Here is a 23,286-nt window from a genome sequence, read left to right as displayed (position 1 = left end):
AAAAGCAAAGCCCGCAGCAGGGAAAATCCATGCTGCGGGCCGTGATCCGGTATTTTTCCGGGTGGCCTTTAGTTGACCTGAGCCGGCGAAATCTGGGCTTCGATGGTCTTCGGCGCATCGGCGCTGTCGGACGAGATCGCAATGCGGCGCGGCTTCATGGCTTCCGGAATATTGCGGACGAGATCGATGTGGAGCAGGCCGTTCTTCAGGGAAGCGGTCTGGACCTCGACATGGTCGGCAAGCTGGAAGCGGCGTTCGAAAGCGCGCGTGGCGATACCGCGATAGAGAAACTCGCCTTCCGTGGATTTCTCATCCGCGGATTTCTCGGCTTTCACGGTCAGCGCATTGGCGCGGGATTCGATGCTGAGTTCGTTCTCATCGAAACCGGCAACGGCCATGGTGATGCGATAGGTGTTTTCGCCGGTCCGCTCGATATTGTAGGGCGGATAGGACTGGGCCTGCTCGGGCTGGCCGAGGCCGTCAAGCATCGAGAAAAGACGGTCGAAGCCGACGGTGGAACGATAGAGAGGGGAAAAATCAACGTGACGCATGGTGTCCTCCTTAAGAAGCGACTGTTTGCGGTTAAGCCCGGCGTCCCGTTCTGGCGACGGCCGGACATGTGGCACGATCCCGTTCTGGCGACCGCATGAATGAGATGGGAATGGCCTGCGGCTGCGTCAAGGGGGGCGTGAAAAGGCGAAAGCAACATGAACCATGGCTGAACGTCAGGTTCCGGCATCGTTCAGTTTGAGAGCCATAAAACATCGGTCATCGGAGACATTCTCCGTGGACAGAAGCAATAACGTCCCTTCTTCTTCTGTCTTATTCGCCGGAACCGCGACTGCTTTAACCGACGGTTCCGGCAATTTTTTCTTTGACCTTCCCGCGCCGCCGACCTATCCCGAAAAGGCAGAAAAGCCGGAAAAGACCGATGATCGAAGCCACATTGCGCGAGAGCGAAGACAACCCGGTTCCCGGCAACCATACCGTCGGATATTTTACCGGCGATCGCGGCAAACAGCTTCGCTATGCGATCTTTCGCGCCAGCCGCCAGGTGGCTCGCGGAACCGTGGTTCTGCTGCATGGCAGGAACGAATGTATCGAGAAATATTTCGAAACGGTTCGCGATCTTACCGCCATGGGTTTCTGGGTTGCGACCTTCGATACGCGCGGGCAGGGCGGTTCCGAAAGATTGCTGAAAAAACCGGGTGCCGGGCATGTGCGGCGGTTCTCAGACTACCAGCGTGATATCAGCCTTTTTCTCGAACAGGTGGTGTTGCCGGATACGCGGCTGCCATTCTTCATGATCGCGCACTCCACCGGCGCGCTTGCAGCGCTTGCCGCCGCACCCGGCCTGTCGAACCGGATCGACCGTCTGGCGCTTTGTTCGCCCTTCATCGAGCTGGACAGCCAGCAATCCGTCCCATCATCCGTCATTCGGGCGGTGGCGACGGCTCTAAGTCTCGTTGGCCTTGGACGGGTTCAGCTCGGCAAGGATCAGCGGGAGCGGGATTTCGACGGCAATCCGCTCACCTCGGACGCCAGACGTTTTACAAGAAATCTCTCGCTGCACAGGCAGTTTCCGGAACTTTTCATCGGTGCGCCGACGGCGCGCTGGGTCTATGAGGCGCTGAAGACCATGGGGCGGGTGGTCCGTCAGGACCATCTGACGAATATCACCATTCCGACCCTTATTCTGGCGCCGATGCTGGATACCATCACGCCCTATAAGGCGCAGGAAGAACTCTCACGCAATTTCCGGGCAGCGCAGCTTCTTCCGATCACCGGTGCGCGCCACGAATTGCTGCATGAGCGCGATGTTTTCCGCAAACAGGCGCTGGCGGCCATCGACGCCTTTTTCGCGCCGGAGTGATGGCCGCTTAAGCGGGCTGCCTCAGAGTTTTGAGAGAATGGCGAGCGCCTGTTCGTGCACCGCCTTTGAGCCGGCTGCGAGAATGCGGCCGCCATTTTCCGGACGCCCGCCATCCCAGGTCGTCATGATGCCGCCGGCCTGTTCGATGACCGGGATCAACGCGCCGACATCATAGGGCTTCAGGCCGGATTCGATCACCAGATCGACGTGGCCGGCCGCAAGCAGGCAATAGGCGTAACAATCCACGCCGTAGCGGAAAAGGCGGACCTGATCCTGCACTTTTTCGTACAGGGTCTTTTCCTCCGCGGTGAAGATGTGGGGGCTCGTGGTGAACAGCACGGCGTCTGACAGCGAAGCACAGTCGCGCGTGCGGATTTTCCGCTCGCCATCCGGCCCGAAATACCACGCCGCCTCGCCATCGGCGAAATAACGCTCTTTGGTGAAGGGCTGTTCCATGATGCCCATGGTGGCGCGGCCGGCCGACTGGAAGCCGATCAGCGTGCCCCAGACCGGCACGCCGGAAATGAAGGCGCGGGTGCCATCGATCGGGTCGATGACCCAGATATGCTCGCGGTCGAGACCGATATTGCCGTGTTCTTCGCCCAGAATGCCATGCTGCGGAAAACGGGCCTCGATCAGGGCGCGAATGGCTGTTTCCGCTGCCTGATCGCCTTCCGTCACCGGATCGTAGCCGCCATCCTGTTTGTTGGCGACGGCAATGCCCGTGCGGAAGCGGGGAAGCGTTTCGGCGCTGGCGGCATCGGCAAGTTTGAAGAAGAAATCCCGGTCGGGCAGCATGCGAACCTCATTGCCTGAATATTGGGTCTGAATTCTATGGGGCAATGCATAGACCGGAATCGCATCCGCCGTCCACTCATACGAATGACGGCGCCGGTGTTTCCATATTTTCAGCATAAGCCTAAAAAATATGCATAAAATAAAATGATTGACAATTGTGCAATTACTGCGTAGCGTGATCCTACAGTCTTTGACTGTAAATACCCTCCTTGGGTGTTTCCTCCCTAGACTTGACCGCGCCAAGGCGCGGTTTTTTTTGTCCGGCGGGCCGCCAGACGATCCGGGATAAAAGATCGAAATAGCGGATAATTCGAGCTGCTATTCGGCAGCGAGCGACGTTTCTATCGCGTATTCGGAAACGAAGGCGCCGAGCTGTCGCATGAAGATTTCAAGCGACGCCTGAATGGCGGGAAAATCGGCTTTTTTCAAAAGCGTCTTTTCGTCCACGTAAAGCGCCCGGTTGACCTCGATCTGCAGCGCATGGAGAGAGCGGATGGGTCGGCCATAATGTTCGGTGATGAAGCCGCCGGCATAGGGTTTGTTGCAGACCGCGACGAAACCCAGTTCCTCAAGGAAATGCAGCGCGGCGCGGGAGACTTCCTGGGATGCGCTGGTGCCGTAGCGATCGCCGATGATCACATCCGGTCTGAGATTCGAGCCGGCAACGCGGATATTGCCCGGCATGGAATGGCAGTCGATCAGCACCGCCATTCCGAAATTGGCGTGGGTGCGAGACAGCAGGCGGCGCAGGCAGGCATGATAGGGCTTGTAGATCGTCTCGATCCGCGAAAGCGCCTCGTCGACCGGCAGGCGGTGGGCATAGATATCCATATTCTCGGCGACGATGCGCGGCACCGTTCCCAGACCGCCGGCGACCCGCATGGAGCCGATATTGGCATAAGGCGGAAGCGTGCCTTCGAACATGCGGGGATCGAGCTCGTAGGGCTCGCGATTGACGTCCAGATAGGCGCGCGGGAAATTCGCTTTGAGAAGCGGCGCGCCGATCTCCGGTGCTGCCGCGAACAACTCGTCGACGAAGTGATCTTCGGAGCGGCGGATCTCGTGCGAATCGAGCCTTGCCGATTCCAGGAAGGAAATCGGGTAGCAGCGGCCGCTATGGGGCGAATTATAGACGAATGGCAGGGTTTGAACGGCAGGTTCCGTTACTTCGAACAGCTCATATTCACCCGTTATCCAGTCCATTCAGGGTCATTTACCATGTCGCAAAACTATCAGGATGTTCATGTTGCCAGTTACGGCGCGGCAAGTCCATACTATCGCCCAATCAGCGCTATACCGATTCACGCGTTCACAGGATATTTACCGTGAAAATCCTATAATCGGGCTAGGGTATTCCAAACATTGAGTAGTTACGGTCACTTATGATGAATCAGAAAATTCTTCTCGCTGAAGACGACAACGATATGCGCCGCTTCCTCGTCAAGGCGCTGGAAAAAGCCGGTTACAAGGTTTCTTCCTTCGACAATGGCGCCAGCGCCTATGACCGGCTTCGCGAAGAGCCCTTTTCGCTTCTGCTGACCGATATCGTCATGCCGGAAATGGACGGCATCGAGCTTGCGCGGCGCGCGACCGAACTCGACCCGGACCTGAAAGTCATGTTCATTACCGGCTTTGCAGCCGTTGCGCTGAATGCCGATTCGAAGGCTCCGAAGGACGCCAAGGTGCTTTCCAAGCCGTTCCATCTGCGCGATCTGGTGGATGAGGTCAACAAACTCCTTGTGGCGTAAGGCCTCTCAAAAAACCTTCACAAAACCGAAAAAAAGCAGTTGACGCATGAACCGGTTTTGTGGTCTATCCGCCGCCACGGAGGGCGTGTAGCTCAGCGGGAGAGCACTACGTTGACATCGTAGGGGTCACAGGTTCAATCCCTGTCACGCCCACCATCCGAATTCTTAAGTATCAAGGCCTTGCGAGAGATCGCAGGGCCTTTTTACATAGTGGCGCCCAGCGAGTGACGCTTGCGTCTGCATTACCGTCTTCGACGCCACGCGGTTCGGAGATAAGGTTCGTATCGCGCAGGTATTACCCCCGGGTTCCGATTTCTGCTCTGGGGTATTCAGGTCAGTCGTCGACAGTCCGGACATTGAAAGAGCATCGATGAGGTTACGGCGCTTTCCAATAAGGCGTTCGAACCGGCTGTAGGTCATCAACACATGGGGTGGCTTATCGCGATCTGTAGCGATCACAGGTCCCACTTGGGCGGTTTTCTTTGTCTGCCGAGGTCACGGCTTCCCATCAACTCACAATTTATTGTTGTTGCGCTTCGGAGCAATATCGCCTTGTTTGTAGACTCAAAATCTTCACGGGGAGAGAAACGATGTCCATAAAAACAACAACTCGCGCCACTCTGCTGGTAGGATCGCTTCTGATTGGGGCGAGTTCTGCACTTGCAGAAACAGTTCTACACCGCGGCAATGCCGGGGAACCGCAGACGCTCGATCAGGCACAGACCTCCATCAACATCGAAGCCTTTATCCTGAAAGACCTTTATGAAGGTCTCACCATTTACGATGCCGCCGGCAAGATCGTTCCCGGTACGGCGGAAAGCTGGACACTGTCTGAGGATGGTACCGTCTACACGTTCAAACTGCGTGCGGATGCGAAGTGGTCGGATGGCACGCCGGTAACGGCCGGAGATTTTGTGTTCTCCTACCAGCGCGTCGAAGATCCGAAGACCGCCGCAAAATATGCAAATATTCTTTACCCGATCAAGAACGCCGAAAAGATCAACAAGGGCGATGTTCCGGTTGACCAGCTTGGCGTCAAGGCGGTGGATGACAAGACCCTTGAGATCACACTCGAGCGCCCGACACCTTTCTTCCTTGAACTCCTTTCTCACCAGGCGGCTCTGCCAATCTCCAAGGCAAGCTACGAAAAGAATGGCACCGACTTCGTAAAGCCCGGCGTCATGGTCTCGAACGGTGCCTATAAACTCCAAGCGCATGTTCCCAATGACAGCCTGACGGTCGTCAAGAACACCAGTTTCTGGGATGCATCCAACACCAAGATCGACAAGGTCATCTTCTACCCGATCGACGATCAGGCCGCATCCGTTCGTCGTTTCGAAGCAAAGGAAATGGACCTCGCCTACAACTTTTCCGCAGATCAGATCGACCGTCTGCGCAAGGCCTATGGCGAACAGGTTCACGTTTCGCCGACGCTTGCGACCTATTACTACACCTTCGATACCCGCGAAGCGCCTTATAACGACGTCCGTGTCCGTCAGGCGCTCTCCATGGCGGTGGACCGCGATTTCCTCGCCAAGGAAATCTATAGCGGTTCTCAGATTCCGGCCTATTCCATGGTTCCTCCGGGCATGGATTCCTACAAAGAGCCGGCAAAGGCCGACTTTGCCACGCTGTCTCAGCTTGATCGTGAAGACGAAGCCCTCAAGCTCATGAAGGACGCTGGTTACGGTGAGGGCGGCAAGCCGCTTTCCATCGAAATCCGTTACAACACCAACCCGAACCATGAACGCGTCGCGACGGCTATCGCTGATATGTGGAAGAACACCTTCGGCGCGAAGGTGTCGCTGGTGAACCTCGACGTCGCCTCGCACTATGGCTACCTTCAGGAAGGCGGCAAATTCAACGTGGCGCGTGCCGGTTGGGTTGCCGACTATGCGGATGCCGAAAACTTCCTGGCGCTTTCGGTATCTTCCAACAAGACCTTCAACTATTCCAAGTTCAACAACGCCGAATACGACGCGCTGATGCAGAAGTCCTACGACGAGAAGGATCCTGCCGCTCGCTCCAAGCTGCTGCATGAGGCAGAAACCATCCTCATGAAGGAACAGCCGGTTGTTCCGCTTCTGACGCAGGCCGATCTCTGGCTGGTTTCCAACCGCGTCAAGGGTTGGGTCGACAATGCTGCCAACGCACACCTCAGCCGCTTCCTGAGCGTTTCCGAATAAGCAGCGTCGGCACGGTGGCTCACACCACCGTGCCATGCCGGAGCCCGAAAAAGCATGATCTCGTTTATCCTGCGCCGTTTGGCGAGTGCGGTGCCGACTTTGTTTATCGTCGTCACGATTTCGTTTTTCCTGATGCGTTTCGCACCGGGTGGTCCGTTCAATCTTGAACGTCCCCTGCCGCCGCAGACGATGGAAAACCTGATGAGAACCTATCATCTGGATGAACCATTGTGGCGCCAGTATCTCATCTATCTCGGCAATGCCGTCACCGGCGATTTTGGTCCGAGCTACGTCTACAAGGACAATACCGTCGCGCAATTGATCGGCAAAGGTCTGCCTTATTCGCTGGAACTTGGCAGCTATGCTCTTTTGCTGGCGCTGGTCGGCGGCGTTCTTGCCGGGACGCTGGCTGCGCTGAGGCAGAATAGTGCCTTCGATTTCTCGATCATGTCGATTTCGACGGTTGGCGTTACCGTACCGAACTTCGTTGTCGCACCGGTTCTCACGCTTGTCTTTGCCGTCATACTCGGGCTTCTGCCCGCCGGCAGCTGGGGCGACGGATCGCTGCGATATCTCATCCTTCCGATGATCGCGCTCGCTTTACCACAGCTTGCGGTCATCGCGCGCCTGACACGCGGTGCGATGATCGAGGCTTTGCGGATGGACCACATTCGCACCGCCAAGGCTTATGGCCTTCCGGCGCGCAACGTGGTGGTATTCCACGCCATGCGTGCGGCGATGCTTCCGGTCGTTTCCTATCTGGCTCCCTGCGCCGCAGCACTGTTGACGGGTTCGGCAGTCATCGAGACGATCTTCACTATTCCGGGTGTCGGCCGCTACTTCGTTCTTGGTGCGATCAATCGTGACTATACATTGGTGATGGGAACCGTCGTTCTCGTCGCCATTTTTGTCATCCTGTTCAATCTCGTGGTCGATATTCTCTACGGCCTGCTCGATCCGAGGGTCAGACATGACTGATATCCCCGGCAATATTGCCCCTCAAACATTGGTAAAAAGCCGAAGCCTGTTCCAGCTGGCAGCCCTGCGTTTCAGACGAAACAAGGCCGCCATGGCAGGTTCCGTCATGCTGCTGCTGATCACGCTTTTCTCGTTCATCGGTCCGCATTTCCTCACACATACCTACGATCAGGTGTTTTCGTCCTATGTCTCCGTCCCGCCGAGCCTTGAGCCGCGCCCGGATGTGAACAACCTTCAGGGCGTGATGGAGGGTGTTGCCAGCCGGGCGCGCGTGGAGCTGAAGGAATTCTCCGTCGAAGGGCAGACCTTCACGGCAACCGTCACCTCCAGCAGCCCGATTGACCCGCGCACGACACGCTATTTCGACCGCGCCAACGAATTCGAAAACACAAAGGTCGTCGCCACCGAAGATGAGGGTCGAACGCTGAAGCTGGAAGGCGACGTCAACCGCGAGTACTTCTTCTTCGGCACGGATTCGAACGGTCGCGACATGCTGGCGCGCGTGATGCTGGGTGGGCAAATCTCAATCGCCGTCGGCGTTCTCGCCAGCCTCGTTTCGCTCGGAATCGGCGTGCTTTACGGCGCAACTGCGGGGTATATCGGCGGGCGTGTCGATAATGTCATGATGCGTTTCGTCGAAATCCTCTATTCGCTGCCTTTTGTCTTTCTGGTGGTCGTTCTGGTGGTCTTTTTCGGCCGCAGCTTCATCCTGATCTTTCTGGTCATCGGTGCGGTGGAATGGCTGGATATGGCGCGTATCGTCCGCGGTCAGACGCTTGCCCTGAAACGGCGGGAATTTGTGGGCGCCGCACAGGCCTTGGGTTTGAGCGACTGGCAGATCATCCGCCGTCACATCATCCCGAATACGATCGGGCCCGTCGTCGTGTTCGTCACGGTCGTCGTACCCAAAGTCATTCTTCTGGAAAGCTTCCTCTCTTTCCTCGGTCTTGGCGTGCAGGCGCCGCTTACGAGCTGGGGTGCGCTGATTTCCGAAGGCGCCAACAATATCCAATCGGCCCCGTGGCTCCTGATATTTCCGGCGATCTTCTTCGTACTGACCCTGTTTTCGCTCAATTTTGTGGGTGACGGGTTGCGTGATGCACTCGATCCCAAGGATCGTTGACATGAATACGACATCTGAAACCATCCTCACCGTCCGTAATCTCAAGGTCGATTTCACGACGCCGGACGGCACGGTGAAAGCCGTCAAGGGCATCGATCTTGACGTCAAGCAGGGCGAAACGCTTGCCGTCGTCGGAGAATCCGGTTCCGGCAAAAGCCAGACCATGATGGGAATCATGGGGTTGCTGGCATCCAACGGCGTTATTGAAGGCTCGGCAAAATATCGCGGACGAGAGCTGATCGGTCTGCCGGTCGGCGAGCTGAACAATATCCGGGGCGCGAAAATCACCATGATTTTCCAGGAGCCGATGACCTCGCTCGATCCTCTCTACAGGATCGGCGCGCAAATCGCCGAACCGATCCTTCACCACAGGGGTGGCAGCAAAAAAGAGGCGCGCGCCCGCGTTCTCGAACTGCTGAAGCTCGTGGGAATTCCCGATCCGGAGCGGCGTATAGACAGCTATCCCCACGAACTTTCCGGTGGCCAGCGCCAGCGCGTCATGATCGCCATGGCTCTCGCGAATGAACCGGATATTCTGATTGCGGATGAGCCGACCACTGCGCTGGACGTGACGATCCAGGCGCAAATCCTCGACCTTCTGAAGTCGTTGCAACAACGTTTCGGCATGGCCATCGTCCTGATCACGCATGATCTTGGCGTGGTCCGCCATTTTGCCAATCGTGTGGCTGTCATGCGCCGTGGGGAGATTGTCGAGTCCGGTAAGACGGAAGATATCTTCGATCGCCCGCAGGCGGATTACACCAGGATGCTTCTCGATGCCGAACCCAGCGGGCACAAGCCGGCCATTAGTGCAGAGGCGCCGGTCGTCCTCTCCGGCCAGGGCGTGACGATCGATTATACAATTCCTGGTGGCTTCTTGTCGAAGTCTCGCAGGTTCCGAGCCGTCGATGGCGTCAATGTCAACCTTCACCAGGGACAGACCATAGGCATCGTCGGTGAATCCGGGTCAGGCAAGTCCACGCTCGGTCGTGCGCTTCTGCGTCTAATTGTGGCAGATGGCCGTATTTTCTTCGGCGGGAGGGAAATTACCGGACTTGATCGGAAGGCAATGCGGCCATTGCGGCGGCGTCTGCAGCTCGTGTTCCAGGACCCCTATGGCTCGCTTTCGCCAAGACAGACGGTCGGAGAGATCATCACGGAAGGCCTGTTTGTGCATGAGCAACGACTGAACCGAGCGGAACGGGACAAGCGGGCAATAGAAGCACTGAAAGAAGTCGGTCTCGATCCCGCCGCTCGCAACCGTTACCCTCACGAGTTCTCGGGCGGACAACGTCAGCGTATCGCAATCGCCCGCGCGATCATCCTCAAACCGGATGTCGTCATTCTCGACGAACCGACATCCGCGCTGGACCGATCCGTTCAGGGACAAGTTATCGATCTACTGCGTGATTTGCAGAAGACGCATGGCCTTTCTTACATCTTCATCAGCCACGACCTTTCTGTCATCAAGGCGATTTCGGATTACGTCATCGTCATGAGAAACGGGAAGATTGTGGAGGAAGGGGAAACGGAAGCCATATTCAACAATCCGACGGCTGAATATACCGAAACACTCATCAAATCTGCTTTTTCAGTGGAAGCGGCACCATAGATTATAGCACGGCCGTGGCAGGCCTTCTCTGGCCCTGAACCACTTAAAAAAGAGCGGCAACGTTATGCAGCCAGGTTAGTTGCACCTATTTTCGACGGAATCCGTAACTCGCCGCTCGGGAATACTGCTCTGACTGCCTTTTTGCGAGCATGTCAGCGCTGCAGCGATGGACGCCCGCCGCATCGCCGCCTTCAGCGGCAAGCCGCAGTCCAATCCTGCGGCAAGCACGCCGACGAAACAATCGCCGGCTGCCGTTGTGTCCTGTACGTCGACGGGCATGGCTGCGATACGAACATGTTCGCCAAACGCGCAGGCTTCCGCCCCATCCCCGCCGAGTGTGCGCAGAACGCCGGTGCCAAGACGCACAGACAAGGCCTCTGCCGATGCATCGCAACCGAGCCAACCCGCCAAAGCCTCGGCTTCGTCTTCATTGACGACAATCAGATCGCATAAAGACAGAACTTCTTCCGACAAAGGAAATGCCGGTGCGAGGTTGAGGATCGAGATGGCCTTTGAGGCATGCGTGCGGCGGATGAGCTTTTCCACTTCGGCCAAATCGTTTTCCATTTGCATGAGCACGACATTGGCCCGCTGCAACAGATCCTCCTCCACGCAATTCGAAGAAACCGCGAGGTTGGCGCCAGCCGCCACCACAATCATATTTCGACCCTTGGCGTCGATATGGATCGAGGCATTGCCGGTCGGTTCGCCGAGAGAGGCGACGCGGCTGATATCCGTTGCCGTCTTCAGGTTCTGCAAGCCGATCTCGGCCAGACCATCCTGCCCGACTGCACCCACCATCACCACCTCGGCTCCGTCGCGGGCCGCTGCAAGCGCCTGATTGGCGCCTTTGCCGCCGGCTTCCGTGCGGAAACGTTTGGCAAGCAGCGTCTGGCCCGGCTGCGGCATGTCCTCGACCTCATAGACGAAGTCGACATTGATTGAGCCGAAGGTGATGATCATGACGCGGTCTCCTTAAGCGATCTGAACGAAGTGACCTTCGCCGGCTTCCTCGTAGGTCCGCTTCGGCGGCACATAATCGGCAGCGCGGAACGGGCTTTTGATCTCGTCATTGGAGATACGGCGTGTCTGTCGGCGCGAGGGATCGGCAATCGGGACCGCCGCCATCAGCCGCTTGGTATATTCATGCTGCGGGTTTTCGAAGACGGCCTGACGCGGGCCAATTTCGACGATCTCTCCGAGATACATCACGGCGACGCGGTGGCTGATGCGCTCGACAACCGCCATGTCATGGCTGATGAAGAGATAGCCGAGGCCGTATTTTTCCTGCAGGTCCAGCATCAGATTGATGACCTGCGCCTTGACCGAGACATCGAGCGCGGACACCGACTCGTCGGCAATCAGGAGCTTCGGCTCCAGCGCCAGGGCGCGGGCGATACAGACGCGTTGACGCTGGCCACCGGAAAATTCGTGCGGGAAGCGATCCGCCATCGAAGCGGAAAGGCCGACACGTTCCAGAAGGTCACCAACGCGCTGACGCGCTTGCGAAGCTGGCGCCAGACCATGGGTGATGATCGGCTCGGCGATCGCCTGGCCGACGCGGATGCGCGGATTGAGGCTTTCGAACGGGTCCTGGAAGATCATCTGCGCTTCGCGGCGGATATCGGCAAGGTCGCTCTTGCCGGCCGTGAGTACATTCTTGCCGCCAATCTGCACTTCACCGGATACCGCATCGGTAAGCCGAATGATCGAGCGGCCGGTGGTAGATTTGCCGCAACCGGATTCGCCGACCAGCGACAGGGTTTCTCCCTGACGCAATTCCAGCGATACGCCTTCGACCGCGTGGATGCAGCCGATGGTCTTGCGCAGGAAACCTTTCCTGATCGGAAAGCGCGTAATCAGGTTGTCGACCTTGAGGATCGGTGGGTGATTGCGCTTGACCGTATCCTCGGTCGGCTTGACCGGTTGGATTTCCCCGGTTGCCATGTCCACCTGCGGAAACCGCAACGGACGATCCTTGTCGGTCATCGAGCCAAGCTGCGGTACTGCCGACAACAGCGCGCGGGTATAGGGATGTTTGGCGCCGGCAAAGAGATCATGCGTCGTGCCGGTCTCAACCTGTTCGCCACGATACATCACCACCGTACGGTCGGATATTTCCGCAACAACGCCCATGTCATGGGTGATGAAGAGAACGGACATGCCTTCCTCTTCCTGCAGTGTCTTGATGAGTTCGAGGATCTGCGCCTGGATGGTCACATCGAGCGCCGTCGTCGGTTCGTCGGCGATCAGCAGCTTGGGATCACAGGCAAGCGCAATCGCGATAACGACACGCTGGCGCATGCCGCCCGAAAAATTCATCGGGTATTCGTTAAGCCGCGACTTTGCCGAAGGAATGCGGACCTTTTCCAGAAGCCGCACGGCTTCCGCCTGCGCTTCGGTTTCCGTCATGCCGCGATGCTGGCGCAGGACCTCGGTGATCTGCGCACCGATCTTCAGCACCGGATTGAGCGAGGTCATCGGCTCCTGAAAGATCATGCCAATGCGATTGCCGCGGATTTTCTGCATGTCTTCAAGCGGGATCGACAGAAGATCCTTGCCCTCGAACTCGATCTTTCCGGCCACGCGCGAATTGCCCGGCGACAGAAGCCGCATGATCGACATCGCCGTGACGCTCTTGCCCGAACCGGATTCACCGACAACGGCAACGGTTTCCTTCGGCGCGATATCGAAGCTGACATCATGCACGACATTGCGCCACTCACCACCGACGCGGAAGGCCGTGTTGAGATTGGAAATCGAAAGAATTGGATTGGTCATGATCTTAGCCCTCACGACGCGGATTGAGGATGTCGCGCAGGGAATCGCCGATCAGGTTGATCGCGACAATGAGCAACAGAAGGGCGATGCCCGGGAATAGGCTGATCCAGTAGTCACCGGAAAGCAGGTATTCGAAGCCGTTCGAGATCAGCAGACCAAGGGACGGTTCCGTCACCGGCAGGCCGATGCCGAGGAAGGAAAGCGTTGCTTCCAGCATGATGGCATAAGCGACGCGCATGGTGGCGACGACGATCAGCGGCGGCAGGCAGTTCGGCAGGATGTGCCGGAACAGGATGTTGCGGTCCGGCAGCGCCATCGAGCGGGCGGCATCGACATAGGCGCGTTTGCGCTCGACCAGCGCCGAACCGCGGATCGTGCGGGCATAATAAGCCCATTGCGTCACCACCAGCGCCAGAATAATCTTGTCGACGCCCTGGCCGAGAATGGCGAGGAAAATCAGCGCAATCAGGATCGCGGGGAAGCTGAGCTGGATATCGACGATACGCATCAGCACCGAGTCCAGCCGACCGCCGACATAGGCGCTGGTGAGGCCGATCGATGCGCCGATGACGAGCGCGATTGCCGCACTGGAGAGGCCGACGAGGATACTGGTGCGCAGGCCATAGAGAATGGCGCTGAACAGGTCGCGGCCCTGCGTGTCGGTGCCGATCAGATAGGTCATGCCCGACATGCTTTCCGAACCCGGTGGCAGGCGACCGTCGAGAATGTCGAGCTGAGCCAGATCATACGGATTTTGCGGTGCGATGACCGGTGCGAAGATGGCCGCCACGATAAAGATCGTCACCAGTATGATGCCGACGAGCGCGAGCTTGTCGTGCAGCAGCGCATGGACAACCTCCCGTGCGGGGGAACGCGAGGTGGATTTCGCGCCGCTGTTTGCGGCGGCATGAACCGAAACGGTCGAGCTGTTGTTGTCGGTCATCACGAATTCCCCTCAAGGCGAACGCGGGGGTCGACGATGGAGTACAGAATGTCGACCAGAAGATTGATGATGCTGAACATCACCACGGTGATCATCAGGTAGGCGAGGATGACGGGACGGTCGAGAACGCCGATAGCGTCGATGATCAGCTTGCCCATGCCCGGCCAGGCAAAGATCGTTTCCGTGACGACAGCGAAAGCGATCAGCGAGCCGAGTTCCAGACCGATGACGGTGATCAACGGGATCAGCGTGTTCTTCAGCACATGCACGGTGACGATACGGCGTTCCGGCAGACCCTTGGCGCGGGCGAAACGAACGAAATCGAGCTGCATGGTTTCCATCACGCCGGCGCGTGTAAGACGGATGACCAGCGAAATCTTGAACAGCGCCAGATTGAAGGCCGGCAGCAGCAGATGCGTCAAGCCATCGAACGTGAAGAGGCTGAGCGGCACGCCAAGGACGTTGACAGTCTCGCCGCGACCCGATGCGGGCAACCAGCCTAAATAGACGCTGAACAGCATGATCATGACGAGCCCGATCCAGAATGTCGGCAGACTGAAACCGAGGATGGAGAAGGTCATGATCGACTTGGAAATAAAGCCCTTCGGCTTGAGGCCGGCATAAACGCCGAGGGGAATGCCGATAACAAGCGCCATGAACAGGGCGACGAATGCAAGTTCCAGCGTTGCCGGCATGCGGTTCAAAATCAGGGTCAGCGCCGGCTGGTTGAACACAAAGGAATTGCCGAGATCGCCGGAAAGCGCTCGCGTGAGGAACAGCCAGTATTGTTCCCAAACCGACTTGTCGAGGCCGAAGGACTGGATGACCTGCAGGCGTTCCGCCGGTGTCGCAGTCGGGCTCAGCAGAACGTCAACCGGATTGCCGACGAGATAGAGGCCGACAAAGACCAGAACCGACATGACAAAAAGCGTGAGCACGGTTTGTAGCGACCGGCTTAGAAGATATCCGCTCATGAGCTTGAGCCTCCCAGGGTTTTTCTGCCGAGCGCTGCACCGCCATGGCGGGCGATGCGCTCGATCAGCAATTCGATGAAACCGGCCTCGTCGACATCGGTGACGACGGTGGTGTTCGCCGCCCGGTCCATCTTCTTGTAGAAATCGGCATAGGTGTAACCCATCGTGAGGCCGGTGACCTCAACGCCGACAAAAGCCTCGCGGCTGGTGAACAATTCGGGTCGGATCAGCCACGCTATCGTCGTCGCATCGTGGATCGGTCCGCCCGGTCGACCGAAGCGTTTGACATCGCTGCGGTCGAAGGTCGAGAAAAGATTGAAAAGGGCATCGCCCGCTTCGCCGCCGGCACGGAACCGTTCAAAATGTTTGGCCGTAAACAGCGCCTGGAAGGTCATGTCGAGCGGCATCAGCACAATCGGAACGCCGGACTGGAAGACGATTTCGGCGGCATGCGGATCGGCATAGACGTTGAATTCGGCCCATGGCGTGCGATGGCCAAGTGCGGTGAAAGCGCCCCCCATCGAAACGATCCGGCGGATGCCGCGGGCAACGTCCGGATGCTGGATCAACGCCAGCGCCACATTCGTCATCGGCCCGATAGCGCAGATGGTGACCGGCTCGCCTGCCGCTGCCGCCGCCCGCGCCGTGCGGACGATGAACCGCACCGCGTTTTCTTCCGCCGCAACGATATCGCCGGCCTTGACCAGCGTATCGTCGAAAGCGCCGATGCGGGCATATTTCCCATAGACCTGTTCGCGCACCAGCGGACCGCTGGCACCGGCATAAACCGGCACATCACGCCGTCCGCTCAGGCCGACAAGTTTGCAGGCATTGGTGACCGTATCGCGAAGCGGCACATTGCCGGCGACAATGGACAGTCCCAGAACCTCGATTTCCGGCGAGGCAAGCGCCATCAGAATGGCGGCGGCATCGTCCACGCCCGGATCCGCATCGATGATGACCTTGTGGGGTTTCATGCGACGACCTTTTCGGCATAACACGACAGGCGCTCTAGGAAGAAAGCGATCACGCCTTCCGCATCGACCTTGGTGACGATGTCGGCATTTGGCTCCAAGCCGCTCTTGCCGTACCAGTCGGCAATCGTCTGGCCCATGCAAAGCTCGCTTTCATACTCGACGAAAACACGTGCCCTCTGGGTTTCGAACAGATGTGGCGCAAGAATATAGGCCATGACCAGGGGATCGTGCAGCGGGCCGCCTCGCGAACCATAACGGCGCACATCGTTGCGATCCCAAAACGCCATCAACTCGGCCAATGTTTCGGAAATACGGCCGCTGACACGCGAAAACTCGGCGACATGCTCCGGCTTCAACATGACCTGATGCGTGGCATCCAGCGACAGGGCAACAAGCGGAATGCCGCTCGAAAACACCACATGTGCGGCATGCGGGTCAGCCAGAACGTTGAATTCCGAGGTCATGGTGCGGTTGCCCGGTTCGCGATAAGCGCCGCCCATCATGACGATACGTTCGATGCCTTCGGCAATCTGTGGCTTCATGCGCAAGGCAACCGCGACATTGGTCAGCGGTCCCAGGCAGCAGAGCGTGATACGCTCGCCCTGTTCGGCGGCCTTGCCCAGCGCGTCGATCAGGAAATCGACGGCGGACGTCTCTTCCGCCTTCTTCACCGGTTCCGGCAATACGGTGTTGCCGAGACCGGTCTTGCCATGAAACTGGCCATGGATCGGCTCACGCAGCATCGGTCGGAAGCAGCCGGCATAGACCGGGATGTCGGCACGATTGCCGAGTTCGCAGACCTGCAGCGCATTGCGCACCGTGCGCTCCAGCGGCTGGTTGCCACAGACGGGTGTAATGCCCAGAATCTTAAGTTCCGGCGACACGAATGCGGTCAGCAGGGCAATCGTGTCATCGATACCGGGATCACAATCGACGATGATCGAAATCGGCTTCATTCTCAATGCCTTCAATGTGTGGGATCAGAAAACTCAGAGCGCGCCGACATCGCGCAGCACACTGGCGATTTCCGCTCGCGCGGCCTCGCCGAGCGGCATTTGCGGATGCATCGGCGCACCGACGGCAAAACCCTGCAGATCGAGCGCCGTCTTGATGCAGGCGGCGATCGAATATTTCGCGAAAATCTCGTTGACCTTCCACATCGGCCGCTGAAGGTCCATTGCACGCGTCCAGTCACCGGCCTTGGCCGCCTCATAGAGCGCAATGCTCTGCTTGGGCACGATGCAGGCCGGACCGGCCATCCAGCCCACGCCGCCAATCATCATCACGCAGACAGGGATGTGCGCGGAGGCTGCAAATACCTCCATCCGGCCGCGGGTCCGCTCAATGATGGAAAGCAGGCGCCCCGTATTGGTCGACGCGTCCTTGATGTAGCGGATATTATCGATCCGGCTCAGTCGCTCGATAATCGGCAACGAAAGATCGGAACGCTGGAATTGCGGATTGATATAGAGCACCACCGGACGACCTTTGGCCGCCCTGGCGATCGCAGTGAAATAGGCTTCCACACCCTCGTCGCTGACCGGGAAGTAAGCTTCGAGGATCGCCAGAATGCCATCCGCACCGGCCGCGACCATATATTCCGTCTGGGCAACGGCGTCGGCAGTGGAAGTCGACGCCACGCCGGCGACAACGGGAACCCGACCGCGATTGGCCGAGATCACGGTATCGACGACGCGGCGTCTTTGCTCCTGGGAGAGATAGGCAAATTCACCCGTGCTGCCGAGCGGCGTCAGACCATGCACGCCCGCGTCGATCAGGTGGTCCACCAGATCCGTCAGCACACCTGGCATCACCTCGCCGGCGCTATCGACCGGGGAAACGAGATAGGGAAATACACCGCTGAAAGACATGGTGGACCGCTCCTTTTCTTCGATCAGTTCGGCTTCACGTAATAGGGAAGCGTGTAACCGTCGGAACGACCCGCATAGTTGATATCGCTCTTCACCGCCCAGGTGTTGGCGAGATAGAAAACCGGAATGACACCGAGATCCGTCATCGCGATTTCCGTGGCCTTCTTCAGAAGTTCCTCACGCTTGGCGTCGTCGAGCGTCGAGCGGGCTTCGTTCAGGGCCTTGTCGAATTCCGGGTTGGAATAACGACCGCGATTGCCCTGACCCGCCTTTTCGCCGTAGGTCTCGAGGATCGGCCCAAGAACGCCCGAAGCCTCACCGGTTTCGACGGCGGCGCCGCCCATGATGAACGAAAACTCGAGGTTCGAGGCACGGGTGAAATAGACGCTGCCCGGCAGGGTGGCGACTTCGGTCTTCACGCCGACGCGGCTGAAGAACTGGCCGATGGCCTGCGCAACCTTGCTATCGTTCGGATAGCGGTCATTCGATGCATGGAAGGTCAGCTGGAAACCGTCGGGATAACCGGCCTTCGCCAACAGTTCCTTGGCCTTTGTCGGGTCATAGGCGTCGACCTTGATGGCGGGATCATAACCGAAATAACCTTCCGGCACGACCTGGCCGGCCGGCACGCCCTGCCCGTCCATGATGCGGTCGACCAGCGCTTCGCGGTTGATCGACAGGGACAGCGCGCGGCGCACTTCCGGTTTCAGGAGCGGGTTCTTGCCATCCGGACCCTTGGCGAAAGGCGATTCTTCGCGGGCTTGGTCCATGTGCAGATACATGATGCGGTTGCCGGCAATGTTGACGACCTTCAGCTTGTCGGATGCCTCAAGCCGTCGGGTATCGGCCGTCGGGATGCTTTCGATCATGTCGACATCGCCCGAAAGCATGGCGGCAACGCGCGCGCTCGGGTTCTTGAAGACCCGGAAGGTCACCTTGTCCCAGGCAGCTTTTTCGCCCCAATAGGCATCATTGCGCGCAACAACGACATTGTCGTCCGGCGACCAGGAAACGAACTTGAACGGGCCGGTGCCGATAACGCCCTTGCCGGTGTTCATTTCGCCCGTCGTAACCTTTTCCATTTCGGCCGGAAGCATCGCGATACGACTGAGATTGTTGAGCAGAAGCGGCGTTGGGCCGGCAGTCCTGATACGGACCGTCAGCGGATCGACGGCTTCGACCTCGGTTATAGCCTTCACGTAAGCGGCAAAAGAGCTTGGGCTGTTGGTCGAGGCAAGTGGAATGCGCTTGATGCTGGCGACCACGTCTTCAGCGGTGAAATCGCTGCCGTCGTGGAATTTCACGCCTTCGCGCAGCTTGAATTCCCAGGTCTTGTCATCGACGATTTTCCAGGAAACAGCGAGCGCCGGCTGTATCTGCTGCTTGTCGTCCTGATTGACGAGGCCATCGAAAATGTTGCGCGCCATCGCACTGTTCGGGCCGACGACATAAAATTGCGGGTCCATGGACGTCGTGGAGGCGGAAAGACCAACGGTCAGATCCCGGGCCTCGCTCGCGAACGGCATGGCGAAAACAGACGCTGCCAATGCGGCTGCGAAAACAGAAAACTTCATAACGGGGACTCCTCCAGGTTGTCCGGCCCGCGCTCCCTGCGGGTAAAAGACGAATTAACGTTTTACCTGGCAAAAGAAAAATTGCATTTTGTACTTAAGCCATGCCGCAATGTTATGGAAGGAAACCAGGTGAGACTGAAACCAAGGCAGGTCGAAGCGTTTCGAGCCGTGATGATGACCGGTGGCATTACCGCCGCGGCCGAAGCCATGAACGTCACCCAGCCGGCCGTCAGTCGCCTTATCCGCGATCTCGAAGAGATCGTTCAAATGCGGCTGTTTGAACGCGTGGGCGCCAGATTGGTGCCAACCGCCGAAGCCACACAGTTTTATCGGGAGGTCGAGCGGCTTTATCTCGGCCTCGACCAGATTGCCCAGGCCGCCGACGACATACGCGCGCACAAGAACACCGTTCTGCGCATTGGCAGCGTAACATCGCTGGTTCGCCCCTACCTGCATCGGGCGATTGTTGAAACCATTGGCGACCGGCTGGATATTCCGCTGGTGATCGACGTCGAAAACAGCCGGCATATATGGGATATGGTCGACCAGAACCGCTACGATCTCGGGCTGGTGTTCGGCTCTCCCAGAATGGCGGACAAGAACGCCACGCCTCTGCACAGTTCCTATGCCGTTGCCGCAATGACGGCAGATCATCGACTGGCATCCCGCCGGGTCGTCACGCCAAATGACCTTCTCGATGAACGAGTGCTCATTCCCGGCCGCAATTCTCCGCTCAGGCTGGCACTCGACCGCGCCTTCTCAATCGAAGATCACCAACCGATAAGCACGATGGAAACGTCAATGCTGAACTGCTGCCACTTTGCATCGGCGGGCATGGGCGTTGGCATCGTGGATCATACCAGCCTGCGCTCTGCCGGTGCCGAAGTGGTGGCGATACCATTCGAACCGAAGATCGAAGTGTCCTACTACGCGATACGGCCAATCGGTGCGCAGAGAATTGCCGTTCTTGATGAGTTGATTGAGCGCATCCGCCAAATGATGAGCGCCGCAGGAGACCTCGGTTCGTATCTAACATTACGAGAGTCTTGAGGAGATACGGATCGTTCCCGGTTATTGCCTTGCTCGCGTCCTTTGGCGACCAGCAGCGATCGCCATTTCCCTTTTGCAGGATTATGGCACCAACCGCACAATGATCGTGGCCTCCGAAGACGACAATTTCCGTTCGACGGCCAGAGCTTGCGCTGAATCAAGGCCACTGATGGTGACGTTGCCGCCCATAATCGGCTCTCTCACGACCGGTTCGAAGATGACGTCTCCATCAACCAGCAACTGGGTCTTCTGCCCGAGAGCCGCGCGTGTGAAATCCTCGAAGGCCTTGGCGCTTTCCGGTGTCAAGGTAATTTCCACCGCAGGTCCGGCAGCGGGATTGATCGAGGTTTTCACCTTTGCGACCTTGAGCGAAATCGGTGCAATGTCCCCGCCGCTGTCGGCAGAGGTTTTGCCACCCTCATTCTGGTTGGGAGAGGAAGCGGTATCGGCGTCGGCCTTCGGGCGGTACTGGTCCAGATCGATCGAAGCCTGCGTATTGTTTTTGGGTAGCGGCTCAACGCGTTGGCCAGACAGGGTCTCGGCGGTCCAGGCATGCGGCGCGGGCAGGACCGGTGGCTGATCCTCTCGCCAGATATGCACACTCACGGTGACCTTCATGCCGCCAACACTTGCGACCGTGTTTTCCAGCACTTCGATTGTCGAGCCGTCGCGTGTTGAATTCACATAGGTCACAGTCCGCGACTTGCCGGCGCTTCTGGCCTGCGCCAGTTGCGCATCGGTCAGTTGTTTCGCCCGGTCTGCGAAGCTTGCGATCATGCCATCGATCGAAGATTGCTGGGATTGCAGCAGGGCAGCCGGATCGTAGGTGACCGTCGCGCTGAATGTGGCTGTTTGCCGGGCCTTGTCGGCGGCTTCGAGTTTCCAGACGGTGCTTGTCGGAACGAGCACCCCCTTCAGTTCTTCGCTTCCCGCAACCGTCCATTCCTGCCCGATATCTGTCGTGAAAGCTTCGGAGGACTGCCCGAGCGCAAGGATCATGCTTTCCGGCGCAAGCACGTTGATAACGACAAGAGGATTACCTTTAACGGTCTGGAGCATGCGGGAGGCCGTGTTATCCGACGAGGATGTGGACAGGAGCATTTCCATATTGGCAATGATCTGATCGGCGCCGACAAGCGCCGTCGGAGCACCGCTCGGATCCGCGTCGAATTCCAGCTCCTCGACACCATAAGCGGCGAGCGAATTGCGGAACATGGCGTTCATCGCATAGGAATCCGCAGCACCCGTCGCATCCGGGGGAATGTCTGCGGAAAGTCTCCATTTCATCCGCATCCCCTCATCGTTCCGCGACAGGACCGTTGCCGATTGACGGAAATCACCCCGCATGACAACGGATGATGCTTCCGGCCTGTCGAACCAAAGCGACATATCGGTCTCGGTCGTCTTTTGAACCCGATAATGAAGCTCAGTCCCGACGGCAGGCTCGTAAGGTGGAACGGTCACGCTCTCCACCGCCTGCGCCGGGCTGGCTGCCATCGTTGCCTGGAATATCAGCCCGGCGGCGAGAAAGAGGGAAGGGACCAGACCGATATTACGGCGCGTTGCGTTCGTGCGAATTTGCGTCTCCCTCCGATTACGGCTTTCCAACACCTGACACGTCGATTTCATACTGTCTATCCCAGGTTCAACGCCAAACGCCTCCCGCAAGCAGTGATTTTTAATCATTGAATCCCGTCTTGCGCTGCGATTCCGCGATCATTGCATTCAGGCGATGTCATGGCGCGCGGTCCGCTAATTGAGCCGTTGACTGGTTCTGGCATCGAACAGGTGGATCGATGCCAGATCCGGCTGAACCTGGATGGTTGCGCCCGGCTGCGCTTGGACGCGCTTGCGGAAGACACCGATGACCTGGTGATCGCCGATCATCATCGTGACCTGCGTTTCCGACCCCATCGGCTCCACCAATAAAACGGTTGCTGTGAGGCCATGGTTGACCAGTTCGAAATGTTCCGGGCGGATGCCGTAGATCGCTTCGCCTGTGGCAGGGCCGGGCGGGAGGGGCAGGACGACGCCGTCAGCCTCGAAGCCAGCGGCGGTAAGCCGTCCCTTGATGAAATTCATCGCCGGCGAACCGATGAAGCCGGCGACGAAGGGATTGGCGGGTCGGTCATAAAGCTCGAGCGGCGCTCCGCATTGCTCGACCCGTCCGGCATTCATCACCACGATCTTGTCAGCCATGGTCATGGCCTCCACCTGGTCATGCGTGACATAAACGGTCGTGACCCCCAGACGCTGGTGCAACGCCTTGATTTCACCGCGCATCACCACACGCAGCTTGGCATCGAGATTGCTGAGCGGTTCGTCGAACAGAAAAACCTGAGGATTGCGAACGATTGCGCGGCCCATGGCGACACGCTGCCGTTGCCCGCCGGAAAGCTGGCGGGGGAACCGCTCGAGCAATGGCGTCAGCCCCAATATATCCGCTGCCCAGTTCACCCGCTCAGTGATCTCGGCCTTGCTGCCGCCGCGATGCTCGAGCGAAAATGCCATGTTTCGGGCCACACTCATGTGCGGATAAAGCGCGTAGTTCTGGAAGACCATGGCGATGTCGCGGTCTTTCGGTTCGATCTCGTTGACGACACGGCTGCTGATCGAGATATCGCCGCTGGTAACGGTTTCAAGGCCTGCGATCATCCGCAGCAGGGTGGATTTGCCGCAGCCCGAAGGGCCGACGAGGACAACGAATTCGCCATCGGCAATATCGATATCGACACCGTGGATGGTGGCGAGTGCGCCATAGCTTTTCTTGACGGATCTAAGGGTAACGGGTGCCATGG

The 23,286-nt window shown here is 58.3% G+C and carries 20 protein-coding genes and 1 tRNA gene; 8 read left to right on the top strand and 13 right to left on the bottom strand.

The features are described from left to right. Positions 1-68: 68 nt before the first annotated feature. Positions 69-551, bottom strand: a complete 483-nt coding sequence (gene hspL / locus L904_RS10830; protein WP_003519731.1) for a heat shock protein HspL — start codon at positions 549-551, stop codon at positions 69-71. Positions 552-931: 380 nt separating this feature from the next. Between hspL and L904_RS10825 the strand changes: the two genes are divergently transcribed. Further along, the gene (locus tag L904_RS10825; protein WP_035265006.1) at positions 932-1,873 is read left to right on the top strand and encodes an alpha/beta fold hydrolase; all 942 of its coding nucleotides are present in this window, start codon (positions 932-934) and stop codon (positions 1,871-1,873) included. 21 nt (positions 1,874-1,894) lie between these two features. Here the strand turns inward: L904_RS10825 and hisN are convergent, their stop codons facing one another. Together hisN and L904_RS10815 are read right to left on the bottom strand one after the other, a co-directional pair. Then, positions 1,895-2,671: a histidinol-phosphatase gene (hisN, locus tag L904_RS10820; protein ID WP_035265005.1), complete on the bottom strand. Its 777-nt coding sequence runs from the start codon at positions 2,669-2,671 to the stop codon at positions 1,895-1,897. 318 nt (positions 2,672-2,989) lie between these two features. After that, positions 2,990-3,874 (bottom strand): N-formylglutamate amidohydrolase, encoded by an 885-nt coding sequence (locus L904_RS10815; protein WP_003519728.1) that lies wholly within the window; start codon positions 3,872-3,874, stop codon positions 2,990-2,992. A gap of 182 nt (positions 3,875-4,056) precedes the next feature. On the opposite strand from L904_RS10815, the gene cpdR reads away from it, so the two are divergent. The 6 genes from cpdR to L904_RS10785 all read left to right on the top strand — a co-directional run bounded on the left by cpdR (position 4,057) and on the right by L904_RS10785 (position 10,318). Further along, complete coding sequence (gene cpdR / locus L904_RS10810) at positions 4,057-4,419, top strand: cell cycle two-component system response regulator CpdR (protein WP_003497910.1); 363 nt, start codon at positions 4,057-4,059, stop codon at positions 4,417-4,419. 81 nt (positions 4,420-4,500) lie between these two features. Continuing rightward, positions 4,501-4,575: transfer RNA gene (locus L904_RS10805), tRNA-Val, on the top strand. 434 nt (positions 4,576-5,009) lie between these two features. Next, complete coding sequence (locus tag L904_RS10800) at positions 5,010-6,605, top strand: peptide ABC transporter substrate-binding protein (RefSeq protein ID WP_035265002.1); 1,596 nt, start codon at positions 5,010-5,012, stop codon at positions 6,603-6,605. Between the two features lie 54 nt (positions 6,606-6,659). After that, positions 6,660-7,583, top strand: a complete 924-nt coding sequence (gene oppB / locus L904_RS10795) for an oligopeptide ABC transporter permease OppB (protein ID WP_035265000.1) — start codon at positions 6,660-6,662, stop codon at positions 7,581-7,583. Further along, a complete protein-coding gene (locus L904_RS10790; RefSeq protein ID WP_035264997.1) occupies positions 7,576-8,706 on the top strand; it encodes an ABC transporter permease in 1,131 nt (376 codons plus the stop codon). The genes oppB and L904_RS10790 overlap by 8 nt, the downstream gene beginning before the upstream one ends. Position 8,707: 1 nt before the next feature. After that, positions 8,708-10,318, top strand: coding sequence for an ABC transporter ATP-binding protein (locus L904_RS10785; RefSeq protein WP_035264994.1), 1,611 nt, complete (start codon positions 8,708-8,710; stop codon positions 10,316-10,318). A 75-nt stretch (positions 10,319-10,393) separates the two neighbouring features. Here L904_RS10785 and L904_RS10780 read toward each other — a convergent pair whose 3' ends face one another. Genes L904_RS10780 through L904_RS10745 form a run of 8 tightly spaced genes read right to left on the bottom strand, consistent with a single transcriptional unit; the run spans position 10,394 to position 19,438 of the window. Further along, positions 10,394-11,281 (bottom strand): ribokinase, encoded by an 888-nt coding sequence (locus L904_RS10780; RefSeq protein ID WP_035264992.1) that lies wholly within the window; start codon positions 11,279-11,281, stop codon positions 10,394-10,396. Between the two features lie 12 nt (positions 11,282-11,293). Beyond that, the gene (locus L904_RS10775) at positions 11,294-13,099 is read right to left on the bottom strand and encodes an ABC transporter ATP-binding protein (protein WP_035264988.1); all 1,806 of its coding nucleotides are present in this window, start codon (positions 13,097-13,099) and stop codon (positions 11,294-11,296) included. A gap of 4 nt (positions 13,100-13,103) precedes the next feature. Continuing rightward, positions 13,104-14,042 carry an ABC transporter permease gene (locus L904_RS10770; protein ID WP_035264986.1) on the bottom strand — a complete coding sequence of 313 codons (939 nt, stop codon included), beginning with the start codon at positions 14,040-14,042 and terminating at the stop codon, positions 13,104-13,106. After that, positions 14,042-15,016 carry an ABC transporter permease gene (locus tag L904_RS10765; protein ID WP_003519720.1) on the bottom strand — a complete coding sequence of 325 codons (975 nt, stop codon included), beginning with the start codon at positions 15,014-15,016 and terminating at the stop codon, positions 14,042-14,044. The genes L904_RS10770 and L904_RS10765 overlap by 1 nt, the downstream gene beginning before the upstream one ends. After that, positions 15,013-15,993, bottom strand: a complete 981-nt coding sequence (locus L904_RS10760) for a nucleoside hydrolase (protein ID WP_035264982.1) — start codon at positions 15,991-15,993, stop codon at positions 15,013-15,015. Before L904_RS10760 ends, L904_RS10765 begins: the two co-directional genes overlap by 4 nt. After that, positions 15,990-16,949, bottom strand: coding sequence for a nucleoside hydrolase (locus L904_RS10755; protein WP_035264980.1), 960 nt, complete (start codon positions 16,947-16,949; stop codon positions 15,990-15,992). The genes L904_RS10760 and L904_RS10755 overlap by 4 nt, the downstream gene beginning before the upstream one ends. A gap of 33 nt (positions 16,950-16,982) precedes the next feature. Further along, the gene (locus tag L904_RS10750) at positions 16,983-17,864 is read right to left on the bottom strand and encodes a dihydrodipicolinate synthase family protein (protein WP_035264977.1); all 882 of its coding nucleotides are present in this window, start codon (positions 17,862-17,864) and stop codon (positions 16,983-16,985) included. 23 nt (positions 17,865-17,887) lie between these two features. Beyond that, the gene (locus L904_RS10745; protein WP_035264974.1) at positions 17,888-19,438 is read right to left on the bottom strand and encodes an ABC transporter substrate-binding protein; all 1,551 of its coding nucleotides are present in this window, start codon (positions 19,436-19,438) and stop codon (positions 17,888-17,890) included. 129 nt (positions 19,439-19,567) lie between these two features. On the opposite strand from L904_RS10745, the gene L904_RS10740 reads away from it, so the two are divergent. Next, positions 19,568-20,488, top strand: a complete 921-nt coding sequence (locus L904_RS10740) for a LysR family transcriptional regulator (protein WP_035265027.1) — start codon at positions 19,568-19,570, stop codon at positions 20,486-20,488. An 81-nt stretch (positions 20,489-20,569) separates the two neighbouring features. On the opposite strand, the gene L904_RS28105 is transcribed toward L904_RS10740, so the two are convergent. Both L904_RS28105 and L904_RS10730 read right to left on the bottom strand, forming a co-directional pair. After that, the gene (locus L904_RS28105; protein ID WP_196248081.1) at positions 20,570-21,775 is read right to left on the bottom strand and encodes a hypothetical protein; all 1,206 of its coding nucleotides are present in this window, start codon (positions 21,773-21,775) and stop codon (positions 20,570-20,572) included. Positions 21,776-22,240: 465 nt separating this feature from the next. Then, a complete protein-coding gene (locus tag L904_RS10730) occupies positions 22,241-23,284 on the bottom strand; it encodes an ABC transporter ATP-binding protein (protein WP_035264971.1) in 1,044 nt (347 codons plus the stop codon). Positions 23,285-23,286 lie beyond the last annotated feature (2 nt).

The organism is Agrobacterium sp. LY4 (genome assembly GCF_001526585.1).
GTDB lineage: Bacteria > Pseudomonadota > Alphaproteobacteria > Rhizobiales > Rhizobiaceae > Agrobacterium > Agrobacterium leguminum.
The sequence above is the reverse complement of the archived record's forward strand: the minus strand, read 5'-3'. Positions and strand labels throughout refer to the sequence as shown.